Source organism: Paenibacillus wenxiniae (assembly GCF_039822605.1).
GTDB lineage: Bacteria > Bacillota > Bacilli > Paenibacillales > Paenibacillaceae > Saccharibacillus > Saccharibacillus wenxiniae.
Window position 1 is genome coordinate 225,830 of record NZ_JBCGUH010000008.1, and the last position, 17,160, is coordinate 242,989.

15 protein-coding genes are annotated in these 17,160 nt (G+C 44.1%); 3 read left to right on the forward strand and 12 right to left on the reverse strand.

Going from position 1 to position 17,160, the window contains the following annotated elements:
* Nucleotides 1–66 precede the first annotated feature (66 nt).
* The 6 genes from AAHF22_RS16105 to AAHF22_RS16130 form a co-directional block, all read right to left on the reverse strand.
* On the reverse strand, nt 67–810 hold the full coding sequence (locus AAHF22_RS16105; RefSeq protein WP_347326046.1) for a uracil-DNA glycosylase: 744 nt from the start codon (nt 808–810) through the stop codon (nt 67–69).
* A 523-nt stretch (nt 811–1,333) separates the two neighbouring features.
* The gene (locus tag AAHF22_RS16110) at nt 1,334–2,068 is read right to left on the reverse strand and encodes a ThuA domain-containing protein (RefSeq protein ID WP_347326047.1); all 735 of its coding nucleotides are present in this window, start codon (nt 2,066–2,068) and stop codon (nt 1,334–1,336) included.
* Between the two features lie 21 nt (nt 2,069–2,089).
* Nucleotides 2,090–3,058 carry a sugar phosphate isomerase/epimerase family protein gene (locus AAHF22_RS16115; protein WP_347326048.1) on the reverse strand — a complete coding sequence of 323 codons (969 nt, stop codon included), beginning with the start codon at nt 3,056–3,058 and terminating at the stop codon, nt 2,090–2,092.
* A 380-nt stretch (nt 3,059–3,438) separates the two neighbouring features.
* Nucleotides 3,439–4,542 (reverse strand): Gfo/Idh/MocA family protein, encoded by a 1,104-nt coding sequence (locus AAHF22_RS16120; RefSeq protein ID WP_347326049.1) that lies wholly within the window; start codon nt 4,540–4,542, stop codon nt 3,439–3,441.
* Nucleotides 4,535–5,302, reverse strand: a complete 768-nt coding sequence (locus AAHF22_RS16125; RefSeq protein WP_347326050.1) for a sugar phosphate isomerase/epimerase family protein — start codon at nt 5,300–5,302, stop codon at nt 4,535–4,537. The genes AAHF22_RS16120 and AAHF22_RS16125 overlap by 8 nt, the downstream gene beginning before the upstream one ends.
* 207 nt (nt 5,303–5,509) lie before the next feature.
* Nucleotides 5,510–6,592, reverse strand: a complete 1,083-nt coding sequence (locus tag AAHF22_RS16130; RefSeq protein WP_347326051.1) for a Gfo/Idh/MocA family protein — start codon at nt 6,590–6,592, stop codon at nt 5,510–5,512.
* Between the two features lie 266 nt (nt 6,593–6,858).
* On the opposite strand from AAHF22_RS16130, the gene AAHF22_RS16135 reads away from it, so the two are divergent.
* Nucleotides 6,859–7,689, forward strand: a complete 831-nt coding sequence (locus AAHF22_RS16135) for an AraC family transcriptional regulator (RefSeq protein ID WP_347326052.1) — start codon at nt 6,859–6,861, stop codon at nt 7,687–7,689.
* A gap of 358 nt (nt 7,690–8,047) precedes the next feature.
* Here AAHF22_RS16135 and AAHF22_RS16140 read toward each other — a convergent pair whose 3' ends face one another.
* The 5 genes from AAHF22_RS16140 to AAHF22_RS16160 form a co-directional block, all read right to left on the reverse strand.
* The gene (locus AAHF22_RS16140) at nt 8,048–8,308 is read right to left on the reverse strand and encodes an AbrB/MazE/SpoVT family DNA-binding domain-containing protein (protein WP_308422638.1); all 261 of its coding nucleotides are present in this window, start codon (nt 8,306–8,308) and stop codon (nt 8,048–8,050) included.
* 512 nt (nt 8,309–8,820) lie between these two features.
* Nucleotides 8,821–9,498 (reverse strand): TIGR00266 family protein, encoded by a 678-nt coding sequence (locus AAHF22_RS16145; RefSeq protein WP_347326053.1) that lies wholly within the window; start codon nt 9,496–9,498, stop codon nt 8,821–8,823.
* 580 nt (nt 9,499–10,078) lie between these two features.
* The gene (yxiS, locus tag AAHF22_RS16150; protein WP_347326054.1) at nt 10,079–10,444 is read right to left on the reverse strand and encodes a protein YxiS; all 366 of its coding nucleotides are present in this window, start codon (nt 10,442–10,444) and stop codon (nt 10,079–10,081) included.
* Nucleotides 10,445–10,480: 36 nt separating this feature from the next.
* Nucleotides 10,481–11,434 carry a Gfo/Idh/MocA family protein gene (locus AAHF22_RS16155; protein ID WP_347326055.1) on the reverse strand — a complete coding sequence of 318 codons (954 nt, stop codon included), beginning with the start codon at nt 11,432–11,434 and terminating at the stop codon, nt 10,481–10,483.
* A gap of 490 nt (nt 11,435–11,924) precedes the next feature.
* On the reverse strand, nt 11,925–12,620 hold the full coding sequence (locus AAHF22_RS16160) for a TerC family protein (RefSeq protein WP_347326056.1): 696 nt from the start codon (nt 12,618–12,620) through the stop codon (nt 11,925–11,927).
* A 1,004-nt stretch (nt 12,621–13,624) separates the two neighbouring features.
* Here AAHF22_RS16160 and msrA point away from each other — a divergent pair.
* Together msrA and AAHF22_RS16170 are read left to right on the forward strand one after the other, a co-directional pair.
* The gene (msrA, locus tag AAHF22_RS16165; RefSeq protein ID WP_347326057.1) at nt 13,625–14,584 is read left to right on the forward strand and encodes a peptide-methionine (S)-S-oxide reductase MsrA; all 960 of its coding nucleotides are present in this window, start codon (nt 13,625–13,627) and stop codon (nt 14,582–14,584) included.
* Nucleotides 14,585–15,202: 618 nt separating this feature from the next.
* The gene (locus AAHF22_RS16170) at nt 15,203–15,397 is read left to right on the forward strand and encodes a DUF2188 domain-containing protein (protein WP_347326058.1); all 195 of its coding nucleotides are present in this window, start codon (nt 15,203–15,205) and stop codon (nt 15,395–15,397) included.
* A gap of 111 nt (nt 15,398–15,508) precedes the next feature.
* Here the strand turns inward: AAHF22_RS16170 and AAHF22_RS16175 are convergent, their stop codons facing one another.
* Nucleotides 15,509–17,050: a hypothetical protein gene (locus AAHF22_RS16175; RefSeq protein ID WP_347326059.1), complete on the reverse strand. Its 1,542-nt coding sequence runs from the start codon at nt 17,048–17,050 to the stop codon at nt 15,509–15,511.
* Nucleotides 17,051–17,160: the final 110 nt, after the last annotated feature.

Sequence of the window (17,160 nt, forward strand, 5' to 3'; positions counted from 1 at the left end):
CCTGTATTCGAGCGATCTCACAAATAGTTGAATTTAAAATCGCTCAAACGTATTGTTCTATTGTATTTAACCCGATATCCATACTTCTTCTTGCAAAAAATCACGCAATCGCTGTAAATCCTGCTCAATGACAGACTCCAGCGAACGATTATATAATATTGCAGCTGGATGATATAACGGGAAAATCCAATACGATTCTGTTCCTTCGATATAACCGCGCTCTGGATGATCTTGATCCACATGCTGAATCGTACTCTGTCTTGGCTGTCCATGAATATCGGATACACGCACGCCACTACCAAGTAAACGCTGTAGCCCAATATTACCGACGGTGAGTAATAGACGCGGCTTCACCACCGATAATTCATAATCCAGAATGGGCGCATGGGCAAAAATTTCACTGGCGGTCGGCGTGCGATTCGAACGACTCATACGCTCTGGATGACCTTTGACAGGACGATCCCGATACGGGCGGCTACGCACTGAACTGGTCATATACAGATCATCACGCGTTAACCCTGCAATTTGTAAATATTCATCCAGCACTTTACCTGCCTGTCCGCAAAAGGGGCGGCCCTGCACAATTTCATTGCCACCAGGTGCTTCGCCTACAAGCATAATATCGCCCGGCCATTTTCCAAATCCAGCTAAAAAGCCTTCCAGTTGCTTGCCTTCTACACGTCGCATACAAGCTTCCACCAGCTCCGGCGGCAGCGGCACATGACCGATATGAAAAGATTGCTCGTTGGAATGCTGAGACTGTGCTGCTTGCTGCGCGTTCTGTTCAACATGTGGTCTATGATGAACCATCTGCATCGCTCCTTTGCTTTGATGAAGTAGACCTCTCTTATACGTTTCACCTATACCCAACCTATGACCTGGCAGACACTGTGCAGACATCAATTGTACAGACTCGCTTCCCGATGCCTATTATGCTATATCAGGCAAAATTATATTCGTAACGAATGATCGCGAATACAATGGACAGAGTGGATTTGTGGCGACGATAACTGATGACTTCCACGCAAAAATGCGTCTGCCGCTATATTACCCGGCAGACGCATTTCGAACACGCCATACAATGATTATGCAGCTCATGGCAACACATAAAAGGTAGGCTTACCGGCAATCGATACCGTATGAACGGTTACTTTCAGTATGATTAACAGGGGCTTGCTGCATATTATTTCATTATGCAACAAGGTAACAGCCTTCTTCTATACTGGTCTATATCCGTACATCATTTTGCCTGTACCGCTAGCTCATTTCGAGTTCACTACGATGATCCGAGCACAAACGCTAGCTTGTCGATCGTTCATCTACGCTAATCGTATTAGATGGTCAGATGACGTGCTGCAATCGCACGTTGCGGCTCGGTACGACCAAATTGTGGACGCGCATTGGTAGCTGGATACGCCCAGCGTACAGCGTTAGCAATGATGTGCATAATATCTTCATTATGGTAGGTCGGATACGTTTCATGACCTGGACGGAAGTAGAAGATTTTGCCATGACCGCGACGGTACGTGCAGCCACTGCGGAACACTTCTCCACCCTCAAAGTTGCTCAAGTACACTAGTTCATCTGGAGCAGGAACATCGAAGAATTCGCCGTACATTTCTTCTTTATCAAGCGTGATCGAAGGATTCACACCTTGAGCGATGGGATGTGTCGGATTCACACACCACAGAATTTCTTGCTCGTCTGCTACACGCCATTTCAGATCACAGCTCGTACCCATCAGTTGCTTGAACGGTTTCGAGAAATGTCCGGAATGAAGAACGATGAGTCCCATTCCTTCGTGAACCCGACGTACCACTGCTTCTGCAATGTCATCGTCAACCAGATCGTGAGCCGTATGGCCCCACCACAGCATGACATCGGTCGAGTTCAGCACAGATTCGGTAAGACCGTGTTCTTCCTGGTCGAGTGTAGCTGTACGGCAGGCAAAGCCTTCCTTAGACAGTCCATCTGCCAGTACTTTGTGGATTCCCTCTGGATATATAGCCTTCACGTCGTCGCGGATTTGCTCATGTACAAATTCATTCCAGACTGTTACGTTAATCATACGATTAATGCCTCCCTGTTATTAAACCCACCACATCTCGCCAAGTTCTTCTTCGATCATTACTTGTTGTAAATTGTGGACGGCTTTAGTAAAACCCTCATTGACGGACATCAATCCGTCTTCATGTTCAATGCTGACAACATAGTCATAGCCTACAAGACGAAGCGCACTAATGATATCAGCCCAAGTTTTCAAATCATGACCATAGCCTACAGTGCGGAACTGCCATGCGCGGTCTTGCATCTCCGCATAGGAGTGCATGTCCGTGACGCCGTTCATATTCATATTATCGGTGTCTGTAAGCGTATCTTTAGCATGAAAATGATGAATTGCGCCATGTTTCCCCAAAATTTTTATTGCAGCCACCGGATCGATGCCCTGCCACCACATATGACTTGGGTCCAAATTGGCTCCGATGGCCTCACCAGCCGCTTCACGCAGACGCAACATCGTGCCTGGTGTATGGACGGAGAAGCCGCCGTGCAGCTCAATCCCAACTTTTACATTATGATCGGAAGCGAACTTTCCGTTTTCGGTCCAGTACGGAATAATTTTTTGATTCCATTGCCAGTCGAGCAGCTCGGTGTAGTCATTTGGCCACGGTGCTACCGGCCAGTTCGGATATTTGGCATTGTCGCTGTCACCTGGACAACCGGAAAATGTATTAACGACAGGTACATCAAGCTTTTGTGCCAATTGAACGGATTTCACAAAATCATCATGGGATTCCTGTGCAATCGCTTTTTGCGGGTGCAGTGGGTTACCGTGACAGCTCAGTGCACTGATCGTTAAACCACGGGACTCTACTGCTTTTTTGAACTCGCGCAGTTTACCTGCATCTGCCAGCAGTTCATCCGGCTTGCAGTGTACAGCACCGGGATTACCACCGGAACCGATCTCTACTGCCTTGACTCCCTTTTCAGCTACATAGTCAAGCGCCTCCTCGAAACTCTTGTTGTTCAGCAATACCATAAATACGCCCAATTTCATTCGTTTGTCCTCCTGGCTCATCCGTTTTTTAGGTAAAGGAATGGTCGCTGTCGTGTCCGATTGTGTCGAATAGTCTTCTACTTATTACTACGAACCGAGCGCCAATAAAGTTTGGTATTTCCGTTAATTTATGAATAAAATTTTATAAATATCTAATATCAATAGCTTTGATCACGCGGAAACAATATGGCTAGGAAATTACCGATCCGTAATCTCATTTCCATCTGCTTGCCCACTATCGTTCACAGCAAACATATAGATTAGAATACCTGACACATCTTAGTCCCTGTGCGATCTCATCTCCAACCTCTTACTCTAAAAAAATCGAACGTTCTCTACATTCCATCCGCGTTAATACAACCATTCATTTGGTTACAACATTACACTGTGATCGCTTCCGGTTGCAGCTCAATCGCTTTGCCTGTACGTGCAGATTCATAGATCGCTTCCAGAATCTGTGTAACGACCAGCGCCTGTTCTGGCTTCACAAGCGGCTCTGTATCGTTCACGATCGCTTCCAGCCACATTCTCGCTTCACGTGCACCTGCGTCTTCCGCTTCACCAGAATAAAAAGCAACTCCGCCTGAGCCAAGATCCACCTGGCTATCGATCAAACGACCGTTCTTTTCGCCGTTAATATGCAGTCCATCGCTCATATCGGCGCCGCCTTCGGTACCACACAGCAATGCTTGTGCCTCGCCAAAATTACGCACATTCAGCGCCCAGCTAGATTCCAGCGCGATCACAGCCCCATTTTCCATCGTGATAAATCCAAAAGCGGAATCTTCCACTTTGAATTTCTCCGGATCCCACGGACCAAAAGCATTTGCGGAATTTGCACGTGGGCCAAGCTTGTGGAATGTAGAACCGAGCACCGTTTTCGGCTTATAGTTATCCATCAGCCATAGTGTCAGATCAAGTGCATGCGTACCGATATCGATCAGCGGGCCGCCGCCTTGCTTTTCTTCATCCAGAAATACGCCCCATGTTGGTACAGCGCGGCGACGCAGTGCAATCGCTTTGCCATAATACACATCGCCCAGATCGCCTTCTTCCACCATCTGCTTCAAGTACAGACTGTCATCGCGGAAACGATTCTGGTAAGCGATTGACAGCTTTTTACCGGTACGCTTGGCTGCTTCGACCATTGCACGTGCTTCTTCTGTCGTTTTTGCCATCGGCTTTTCACACAGTACATGCTTGCCAGCTTCCAGCGCATCGATGCTAATGACTGCATGCGAATCGTTTGGTGTACACACATGAATGACATCGATGCTGCTATCTTGCAATAACTGTTTGTAATCGGTGTATACTTTAGCGCCTTCAGCGCCGTATTGCTCAGCTGCCTCGGTTGCGCGTTCTTCCACAATATCGCAAAAAGCAACGATGCGTGCGAGTGGCTGTTTGGCGAGGCTTGGCAAATGCTTGCCCTGCGCGATGCCGCCGCAGCCGATAATGCCGATATTCAAAACTTGCTCAGACATTCACAGGTCCTCCTTTAGCGCCATAGCTTTTCACCCAGTTGATGCTTTGTTCGATACTTTGCATCGGCGCTTGCAGGCTGTTATCCTGCTCGACAATGATCCACTCTGCACCCGCTTTATCCGCTGCATCGCCTACACGAGCAACCGCAACTTCACCTTCGCCTAGCTCCATCATCTGAATGCCATCGTCGGTACGTTTAAAGTCTTTCCAGTGTACGAGTGGCAGACGACCTGCATATTTCTCAATATATTCAACCGCATCATAGCCGCTGTATTGTACCCATGCGGTATCCAGCTCAACTTGAATCAGGTCAGCAGGCAATTCGGCATACAGTGCATCGAGTACCGTATGCTCGCCGATTTTCTCGGTCAATTCAAAATCATGGTTATGGTACAGCAGTACAACGTCATTCTGGTTACAAACTTCGGCGATTTTACGCAGGTTAGCGAAAATGTCAGGCCAGTTCCCACGTTGCTCTTCTGACAGGTAAGGAACGATAATATATTTATTGCCAATCGCTTTGTTGTAATCGATCAGCGATTGCGCATCATTGACGAGATCAGCGTATTGCGTATGTGAACCTACCACTTCGAGATTGTGCTTTTTCAACAAATCATTAATCTGCTCTGCACTACGACCGTAAAAGCCAGCGAATTCTACACCTTGATAGCCAAGCTCGGCGATTTTAGCGATCGTACCTTCGAAATCACGTTCCAGATCTTCACGAACGGTAAACAGTTGCAATCCTACTTTTAACATAATGTTATTCACTCCTGTGTCATATAGTAGTAGATCGATATCATAATGCCTGTACCGGGTGCTATACGTTTGCATGATTGCTGAAATGATGGTTCGGACTCAGCTTAAACTCCAATATTTCGTTTTAAAATCCAATGTTGCGTTAAAATAAAATGTTGCTCTTCCTGCTCGTTATGAACTCGTTGCGAAGCAGTGTTCTTGTTCTTGTTATTGATACACACTACCCTGACGGTAACCTGCGCGGCTTTCGATAATCACATGCTTCCCTTCAAGGGATGAACGCTGGAACGCATGCATCACCTCAAGCACATGATAAGCAAGCTCACCGCTTGCGCGATGCGGACGATTTTCACGAACCGCCTGTACCATCTCACTCACGCCTTTGCCGCGATCATTGCTGATCGGTTCAAATACCGGCGGCAGTTCTTCAAACTGATCCGAACCTGCACGTTTGAGACGCACCGTACCATCGAAGAAGTTCGGGTCTGGCAAATCCAGTGTACCTTCCGTGCCATAAATCTCGATACGAGGCAATTGAGCGCCGCCTGGAATATCGAAGCTAGTTACCATTGTAGCGATCACGCCATTTTCAAAGTCGATCGTACCGGCAAGATGAGTCGGTGTTTCCACGCGAATTGGCGTACCTGCCTTCGGGCCGCTATGAATTTTACGATCTGGCATCTGAATGCCTGTTGATGAACTTACCCGTGTCATGGAACCAAGCAGGCTTGTAAGCGCCGTCAAATAATACGGTCCCATATCGAACATCGGGCCACCACCCGGTGCATAGAAAAATTCTGGATCGGGATGCCAGCCTTCCGGCCCTGCTCCCATCATAAAGGCAGACGCTGCAATCGGACGACCAATCAGCCCATCATCAATCGCTTTACGCGCCGTTTCCAGACCTGCACCAAGAAATGTATCCGGTGCACTACCGACACGTTTGCCGGTTTCCTTCGCTTTCTCCAGCGTGCGACGACCATCGTCAAGCGATACGGCCAGCGGCTTCTCCGCATACACATGTTTACCTGCCGCTAAAGCTGCTAGATTGACACCAGCATGTGCTGCGGGAATCGTCAGATTAATAATGAGTTCAATATCGTCCTGTTGTAGCATTTCTTCCGGTGTGAAGACGTTTTCAATACCAAATTCTTTGGCCCGTTCCTCTGCACGCTCTTTCACCATGTCGGCACAGGCTACAATTTCGATCACCGGACTCGATTTCAAGTTCGTAAAATAAATAGCGCTGATGTTGCCACATCCGATTAATCCGGCTTTCATTCGCTGCACGGGTAATCCTCCTTTGATGCTTACCAAGCGCATGATAACCCCTATGTACAATGGACTTATCGATACGATTGTCCGCGAGTTTCAGGTCCAGCCTGCTGCTTTATTTCCGTTTGCACAATCGGTGCAAACCAGAAGCTGTCCTTTTATGTTGTTTTTGGCTCGTAACCATAGTATTACGAAATCGTTTCAATTAAAATGAATAATATGATTAAAACATGAACAATTTGGTCAAAATTTAAATTTGTTGCTGAAATGAGGAACGTTGAATGGAAGGACACGGAGAAGATTGTAAAGTTTTTACAGCAGGTTACTCCTTTCATAGGAAGCCTTTTTATATGCATGAGCCAGACGGTATTCAAAATTATTTATTTCGTTTACAAACGGAGGGCAATTGTCAGCTTCGCTCAAATGGCAAGCTTGTCGATGTAGAGGTGGGTGATCTGCATATGTATGGACCTGATGAGCCGTATGAGTTACAAATCGATTATACACAAGGCTCAACAGGCAAACAGACGGTGGAAAGCGGCGACTATCATATCTTTTTCGGTGGAGAATGGGCAGATCGCTGGTGGCATGAACAAGGCCGTCCAAGCAAGATCAAAATCCCACTGACCGACAATATTACCGATCTGATGCGCCAGATTGCGATGGAAAAGAGACGGATCGATAATCCCTATCCGGAAATTTGCAGCTACTATATGAAGATACTGTGCCTGTCAGTGGATCGATATCTGGCAGAGCAACCTACCGGTGGCCCTCGCACTTATCTGGCTTATCAAATCAAAAGCTATATTGAAGAAAATGCTTCTTCCGCCTTTAAATTAGAGGATGTTGCGCTACATATCGGCATTAGCATTTCCAGAGCCGTTCACCTGTTCAAGGAAGCATTCGACACTACGATTATGCAGTATGCGCTTGATGTGCGGCTTAATATGGCACAGGAGCGAATTATGTTCAGTCCCATGCCACTGGAAGAAGTTGCTGAATCTTCAGGCTTTGCCAACTACACGTACTTTCACCGCGTTTTTCGATCACGCTTCGGCATGTCGCCCAAGGAATTCCGCTTAACGAAACGAGAGCAGCAGCATATTACGTAATACGGGGAGTGAGTGTGCGAGGCTGATCCAGATGAGGAATATGCAGCATTGTGAGTGTGTGAGTGTGTGAGTGTGTGAGTGTGTGAGTGTGTGAGTGTGTGAGTGTGTGAGTGTGTGAGTGTAAGTAATTGTAGATGCAGATGAATATGTAGAAAACATATTTTTATTATGAACTTATATGTTTATTAATTTATGTATTCATGCACAATCAGACAACAACATGTTTCACTCTACAATTAAAACAGGCATATTGGCAGCAGATGCTGTACCAATATGCCTGTTTGCTTATATACATCATTTATATCATTGAAGTAACGATATACACTATTGTAATAACATAGGGTAAACAATAAACTAATTATTTCTGTGCGCTATGCAAACGGTTTAACTCTTCAATTACACTACGGCTGATCAGTTTACCTTTGAAATATACCAGGTCTTCGGTATCACCTGTGAAAATGCAAGAAGGCTCATACTTTTTAAGAATGATACGATCGCTATCGACAAAAATTTCCAGACCGTCTTTCACATCAATATTCATGATACGGCGAAGTTCAATCGGAATTACGACACGTCCAAGCTCATCTACTTTTCTCACAATACCCGTTGCTTTCATCATTGTAGTTCTCCTCCAATATCATTATTCTACATTTATCTACAAAATTTTCAAATCGTAATTGTTATTATTAAACCATATCAGTAGACAGATGCCAAGTGCATATTTATAAAAACATTAAAAAATTCAACTATTTTTTAGGAGTAATTCCGATTTACAAGAAGTTTAATGTCGAAAATAGGCGTTTTTAATGAGTGACGAGTAATATACTTCTTTACACTATTCAACTACCTTTCAAACATTATTCGCCATTTTTCTCCCCATCCCTGCACTGAATTGTCGATTTTTTAGTTTTTTATCTACATTTTTCGTCAGAACGTAAAAAAGGCAGTGCATGTACTCCAAGAAAGGATACGTGCACTGCCTTTACGATGTGTAATTTTAATTCATCTTAGTATTCGTTAGCGTCAAATGTAATAATTTTATCGTATACTGCGCATGTATTTTCAAAAGCAATACATGTCTTGCCTTTACCATGTGACTTTATTCGTCTCTAACTTGCTCTGCTACAACCTTTACTTACTCGGAACAAACTGCCGAATCCAGTTGCCAAATCCTGCTGGATTACGTGTCTGGATTAAAATAACTCCTTCGCCACGGAAGCGGCAAACAATCCCTTCGCCACTCGTCACTGTGGACAACCAGCCTTTTGATGCTTTTTCTATTTTGTAATTCATATATCCTGGCCATGCAACAAGGTGAGCGTTATCAACAATAACCTCTTCGCCTTGTGATAGATTAATCGCATGAATCGAACCGTACGAGGATAAGAATACCGTCCCTCTGCCTCGGATTTCGATAATAAAGAAACCTTCACCGGAAAATAATCCTTTTTTCAAGTTTTGCATCTGTGTGCCCACTTCAATACCTGATGTACCTGCCAAAAATCCATCTTTTTGCACAAACAAGCTATACGATCCATCCAATTCAACGGCAGTCACATCGCCAATACTCGATGGAGCTAACAACACTTCCGCAGGTCCATGATTGGAACGCAGCTCTTGAAAAAAGAATTTCTCTCCGGTTAACATACGTCCCAGACCACCCATCAGTCCGCCATCCAGTGTACCTTTAATTTCTACATTCGGGGACATGGAGACCATCGCGCCGGATTCCGCTTTGATCGTTTCTCCCTGTTCGATATGTACCTTCAACATTGCAAACGCGCCTTCATACAAAATGTCATATTTCATCTCGGCTCACCTATCCTTTCAGCATATGAAGCTTATCAATATTATGACATTTCATTTTAGCCGTTGTATACATTTGACTTACAGCAAAATCGTTGGCATGTTGCTATAGGTATAACACCGTATCCTTTTCAAATGGATTAAAAAGAATACGGTGTTGGATGGGCGATAGACAAGCTGTAATTAACGCTTTCTGTGTATGTCTAGCAAACTTGGATGCTTAGGGCAGACACTATTCCGAGAAGAAATAAGGGGACGGACTCCGTGCTCGCACAGGAATCTACGAAGTAGGAATACAGGGTACATTCCCATGCTCAAAAGTTGTACCATATTTTGCTATGCAAAAATCACTTTTTCATTTGACCTTGTGTTAGAAAGCCGCTAACACTGTAAGTCGTCCTTCCCCCTTATTTCCTTCTCTTCATTCCATGCTGTTTACACCCATACGAGTTTGCGGGTCCTAGCAAGTCATTTTCAATAAATCACCTGTAACTCTACAGCTAACTTTAAATTCAACTACATCTTGCTCCATATCTAACTGGCGCTCTACACATCATCTGTTCGTTCCATTACCAGCCTGAAATTACTCCTCATCCATAGACTGACGCTGTTGCAGTTTCTGACGTGCATCCAGCGCTTCGCTTACCGCAAAAGCTAGATCGTCATTTCCATACATCGACAATACGCCAAATAGTGTATCATCTGGAATCTCGCCAGCTTCTTCTTTGGGCACCGTTAAACGAATGCCCTGCTCTAGGCGTGGATTGTCGAGCTGATCTGGATAAGCACTATAATACAGCTCGCGTGCATCCAGTCCCCGATTCACACACCACTGCGTGAACACCAGAATCATCATGTCTTCATCCTGACGGTAGCTTTCTACAATCTGCTCCTCACGCTTCTTGATCATTTCCGCGTGTGTCATCTCCATATCATCAAAATCACTCATCATTCGGTCTCCTTTGTCACGGTTGCCCGCTTATTATTATAGATCGGCAATTAATTGTTCAACTAGCTGATGCGTATCCAGTACCAGATCGGCACGAATGCTACACTGCTCTGGTGCATCCAGACGATCGAGAACATGGTCGACTACACCGGTAAAACCTCGACGCTGTAAAATATCTTCCCAGCTACCCGGACTTTGCTGCTGTGGTAGCGCGTCCTTTTCATATAAATACAGTTGTTCCATATTGACCACTTCTGCTGAACGCCCGCCACCGTGCAAAACGAGCTTTTCCAGATCCGCGCCGGCACTGCGTGCCATGCTGTATTGCCCATAGCGCCCTCTGCCAAGCGCTAACATGCCGGATGCATGTAGCATCGGTCCCTTGCCTTGCTTTTGTAGCTGGTGTGCCAGTACGTCATAATCTTCATTACCCAACCATAACAGCAGATCGAGCATATGAATCAGATCATCGTATACCGTTTCGCGTGCAGGCAGACTTTGTAGCTTAGTCCGATGCTTACTTACCTCGCACAATTCAAATCCTCCCGCTTCCGCCAGCCAGGCGTATGCATTCATATATAAAGGCGCAAAACGGCGATTGAACCCGACCGCGAGCAACAGCCCTTTTTCCTCCGCTAACGCTGCCATACGCTTTGCTTCTTCCAGATCGTAAGAAAGCGGCTTATCTACATATACAGGTAAGCCCATTTGCAAACAGGTGCTAACGATCTCAAAATGCGTCGGTGTCGGACTATGGACAAACACAGCATCCACATCCCACTTCGCCAGCTCAGCAATCGTTGTACTGCCATTGGCGATGCGATAATTTTGCATCGTCTGCTGTACGGTAGCTTCGGTTCGGCTAACGACACCTACCAGCTCGATATCAGATCGCCCGGAAAGTAGGGGTACATATACTTTTTGAGCAATACCTCCAAGCCCAACTACAGCTACACGTTTGCGTTTTAACGATCGTTCTAACTCGCTCATCGCCCAGTCTCCCCTTCTGCCCTGTATCCTCTCTACTAGCACATATCATATTCATTATACTAGCCTTGCTGCATCATTCACAGCCTATGCACGCTTCGTTAGTATATACACGCTATTGGTATATATACTCTATTGCAAAGTTAGCCTGTATTGTAGTATCAAGCACACTTTCTTCCACATAATGAAACAGCGACACTGCCTGTATTAAGGCAAGTGCCGCTGTAAAAGTGATTGAAGCTATAGTAGCGAACTACTAATACTAGATGATCTGGTATTAGATCGTCCGGTACTAGATCATCTAGCAATACATAATCTTTTACCAGGTGATTAGCTCTGAACTCCATTAAGCTCATCCTATAGGAGCACCTACGTACAGAAAGCTTACAAGAGATTTTCGCTAGAGAAGTTACCGCTATATTACAAAAATAGCGTCTTCCATGTTATTCAATTATGCGACAACTATGAACTAGGAAACGATTAAACAATTGAATTATTGCAGTACAGGTTCTTCCGTGGTGCGTGCACGCTGATTCTTTTTCTTCTGACGCAGGCCGATCAGCACGACAACCACGACGACTAGCAATTCAAAGCCGTATTTAATCGCCCAGTTGGTGAAATAACCGGACAGGAAGCTTTCTTCCATAATCATACGCGCTGCTGTCCAGGCGAGAATAGCAGAACCCACGGCCACAATCCACGGAAAGCGTTCCATCAGCTTCATAATTAACGTACTGCACCATACCATAACAGGAATGGAGATCGCCAGACCTACGATAACGAGCAATGTGTCACCATGTGCGGCACCGGCAACAGCTAGTACATTATCCAATCCCATCATTGCATCCGCAATAATAATCGTGCGAATCGCTGCCCAGATGCGTGTGCTTGAGGATACATCATTTTCCTCCGGTTCCTCAATCAGCAGCTTGTAAGCGATATACACAAGCGCAAGTCCACCGATTAAATGCAAACCTGGTAACATCAGTAAGTAAACGACAAGCAATGTAGCAATCGCGCGGATAATGACCGCACCGACTGTACCCCAGATAATAACTTTTTTCTGATTTTCCTTCGGAATATTACGCGCGGCCATACCGATCACAATCGCGTTATCCCCTGCCAGCACCAGATCAATCATAATAATCGAAGCAAGTGCCAACCAAAATTCAACCGTAAACAATTCCATACGACGACTCCTTTACTTGTTTGGCTTCAGCCAGAAATGTACAGCTATCCCTTCCAGACATAAAAAAATCACCATTAACCGGAATCGGATAATGGTGATCTTCAAAAATAAAAGAGACCTCACCCAATTCACAAATCAGGCAAAGGTCTCGCTAACAACGTAATGATGCGTTGCCGGTAAAGCCGGGGATGAAATCCCGTAATGACGACTTTACTGTAGAAGCTACTCCCCTTTGGAAGTTATATTCAAGCAATACCACTATTATACACTAATTTTTCCATAATATCTATATGCATATGTAATATATTTTCTGTGTCATAGGTATAAGGATAGGTAGTGAGATTTGAATATGTAGATTTTAGGATGTAGATTCCAGTACGTCATTTTTAATCTTTCACATGATCTTTAATTTTTATCTTTTCTGCATCGTCTTTAATCTTTATCGCTTCTTTATACGTATAAATGTAATGTGGCAGTTATGGCAGTAGTAGTAGCAGTAAATGAAATATTGTATTCTATCATTGTGCTCTATTTTATTGCCTGACTGTAGCTTCATATATTTGAATCGGTTCTATTTTAATGCGTTGCCCTTGTTTTCCTGTATCTCTACATGTTTTAATTCACCAGCACTATTTTACCGTATCGAAATAATGGAGCACTTAGAAATTATAGAGCACTTAGAAATCATAGAACACTTATGGATGTAGATCGTTATGATGTGATCGAGCATTATTTTGTATACATCTTTATTTTGAAATAATTACCATAGAGACTATCTTTTTTATATTGTATGTAATATAATAGTGTTCCAGTATCTTTTGTTAATATACATTAATAGCTATGTATAAACAACAGATACGGATGCTCCACGCAGTCCCAATATGTTATGATGGTTGCTGCAAGGCTGGACTGCGTACACAAGAGCAGCTGCGGGTATATTACAATGACTGGCTTGTCCAGCATTTCAAATTTTGATAACTCTGATGAAATGGAGTGACTTATACATGACTGAAGCTCATTATGAAAAAGCAACGTTTGCTGGAGGATGTTTCTGGTGTATGGTAACACCTTTTGAAGAACTTCCTGGCATTATTAGTATCCGTTCTGGTTATACAGGCGGACATACCGAAAATCCAACGTATGAAGAAGTATGCACCGAAACAACCGGTCATGCCGAAGCGGTACAGATCGTATTCGATCCAGCGATTTTCCCATATAGCAAACTGCTGGAACTGTTCTGGCAGCAAATTGATCCAACCGATGCAGGCGGCCAATTTTATGATCGTGGATCTTCATATCGCACAGCGATTTTCTATCATAACGAGCAGCAACGCGAGCTAGCAGAGCAGACGAAGCAAGAACTGCAAGCAAGCGGCCGCTTTGATAAACCGATTGCAACTACGATCGAACCTGCACAAACCTTTTATGAAGCAGAGACTTACCATCAGGATTATCATAAAAAGAATCCGGGTCATTATAAACGCTATCGTAAAGGTTCTGGACGTGATGCCTTTATCGAGAAACACTGGTCTAACCCGGTCGATAAACAGGAGCTTAAGCAGCGCCTGAGCGAGATGCAGTTCAAGGTAACCCAGCAAAACGGTACGGAACCTGCATTCCATAACGAGTTCTGGGATCATCATGGCGACGGCATCTATGTGGATATCGTCTCCGGCGAGCCGCTGTTCAGCTCGACCGACAAATACGATTCTGGCTGCGGCTGGCCTAGCTTTACCCGTCCAATTCGCGATTACCATGTGAAGGAGCATATGGACCTGAGCCACTTTATGGTGCGCACTGAAGTTCGTAGCCGTGGAGCCGATTCTCACCTCGGCCATGTATTCGACGATGGTCCGGGACCAAACGGTTTACGCTACTGCATTAATTCCGCTGCCTTGCGTTTTGTACCAAAAGAGCAGCTGGATGAAGAAGGCTATGGCGAGTATAAAGTATTGTTTCAATAAGGATTGGAATTGAATAGGTTGAAGTGAATTTCATGTGAATTCATTATTGATTCTTCCTCCTAAACAAACGAATAAGCATATGAAGACGACAGAGATTGATCTGTCGTCTTTTATTTTGAGTTTGCTTTGATATTGTAAGGTTTCTTCGCTATTATACGGTTTCATTGAGACCGCATATTGGTACACATTGGCTGAAGCTTGCTTCAATGCTGTATGTTGTATGTTGTCTGTTGTCTGTTGTCTGTTGCCTGTTGCCTGTTGCCTGTTGCCTGTTGCCTGTTGCCTGTTGCCTGTTGCCTGTTGCCTGTTGCCTGTTGCCTGTTGCCTGTTGCCTGTTGCCTGTTGCCTTAATTGTATTGAACTTCGATGGATTTAACTCGATAAATTTTCGATTTCGAAACTATTAGCTCGATAGATTTATGTTAAGCGTATTACAGTAGATTTATGTTACAAAGAAGGAGTTCCACGCTCATGTAGAACGTATAACAGTGTACAGAAGCGCCCTACCGTTTCGATAAACATCCATCGGGTAAAAAATCCATACAGGGACTTTATTCGATCCATTCCTATCGTCAATTTCAAGCGATATGAATCGATCAAAGAAAAGGAGCGATAACGATGCCGTGGAGCAAAAACGATTACCCTACATCGATGAAAAATTTGGATGAACGTGTACGTAACAAAGCCGTGGAGATTGCTAATGCGTTACTGGACGAAGGTTACGAGGAAGGTCGAGCCATTGCGATTGCTACCTCCAAAGCAGAAGAATGGGATGAGAATCATCCAGATGGAAAAGAAAAAGGTAAGCATTGAATAGATATGCAGTTAAATTGATCGTTGCGATTATAGATTAAAAAAAGTCCGTTTGCATACCATATGATGATGTGAAAAACATCGTCGTATGATGCAAACGGGCTTTTTCTTTTACAATTGCTCTAATTGCTTTACATCTCTGCCAAATTCCGATAATTGCTGTTGTGCTTTGTCATATAATCCCTGCTCAATATATTGCTTAATTTCGTAATTGAAGCGCTGATGATTATTTTGCAATGTTGTGCGTGTAATAAACTTAAGTTTGGAGAAATTTAAAGCATGAGCTACCTCATACCTTGCATTAAGCTGTTCCAATTGCTGTTGCTGCTCCAGCCGCGGAAGCATTTGGATATTTCGTTCCGTTTCCAGCAACACATGTTCACACGTTTCCAATACACGCGTAATCCCTTTTAACTGTTGTATAGCCTCTTGATCGTTCTCTGCTAAGCTCAAGCGACGCGCTTGATCTAATCCATCGATCTGATCGGATAACACAGACTCTATATCGACGTAAGTCTCAGCCATATCTTTACCGTAGATAGTAAGATAACGCTCAGTACATGCTGTCCATGTAGAGTAGAGACGATGATAGTCTTGTTTAATACGATCCATCTGTTTGCGAATGGAAGTGATCTGGCGCTCGTATTGCTTTTTCAGTTCAAGCTGACGAGCTGGCAATTCAGCTAATGTATGCAAACGCTGATTCAGATCGTGCCAGAGATGCCGAGCTTTCATACTATTTCCTTCTAGTACATACTGGTGCAATTGTGGCAATAAGCTGCGTAGATGATGAAGTTCATCTGTTGGACGATGATTGGCTAAATGAAGACCGTATTGCTCCATATCTTGCTTGATTTGCTGAGCTGTTCTTTCCAAACGCTCAGGCAATTGGGTAGCAAATTCGTTAAATGTGTTCAGATCATATACATCCTGTAAAAGTTGTTTACTTTTTTTCGACGCATAATCCGCCAGTTCTTCAGCACGCAATGGATCTTGATAACGAATCTCTCTAGCTTGTGCAAGCCATTCTCGCGCCGTTTCAAAATCAGATTGCATCATTGGAAGTGAACTACCCAGTTCATGTTGTAACGATATAAACGTTTGCTCTGCTTCCACAATGGTCTGTTCCGCTATGCGCAAATTGTCCAATACTTGACGTTCAGTTTCAGCAATATGTTCAAATTTCTTATGCTGATCGTTGAACTGTTCGCTATATTCTTCAAATTGCTGATCCGCGATTTTCAGTAACTCTGCCAGCTCTGATTGATGGAATCTCCAATTTTTCTCCTGCTTTAACTCATCTTCCAAAAAACGATTTAACTCTACTAGCATTCGCGTTAATTGGCGATCTATCTCTTTTATTTGCTTGCCACTTTCACCACGGGTCATCTCATCAAACGGCTTGATCTCATCTAATAAGCGAACTATACGCACAATCAATCCGCTTATTTGATCCTGTCTGGATAAAATAGCATCCTCTATATCAGATAACCATTTTCGATGTTTACGCTCAACACGCCATATCATAGAAATAATCCATAGTAGTAAAAGACAGCCTATACTTATCCAACCTGCTGTTCCGATACTGCTAATAAATTCAAATATCCAGTTTAAAATAGCAAAAAATAAAATAATGCCAATAATCCACGGCATTTAGCGTTCCTCCCTTATAGCTTATAGCGCTTATAGTGCTTGTAGTGCTTGTAGTGCTTGTAGTGCTTGTAGTGCTTGTAGTGCTTGTAGTGCTTGTAGTGCTTGTAGTG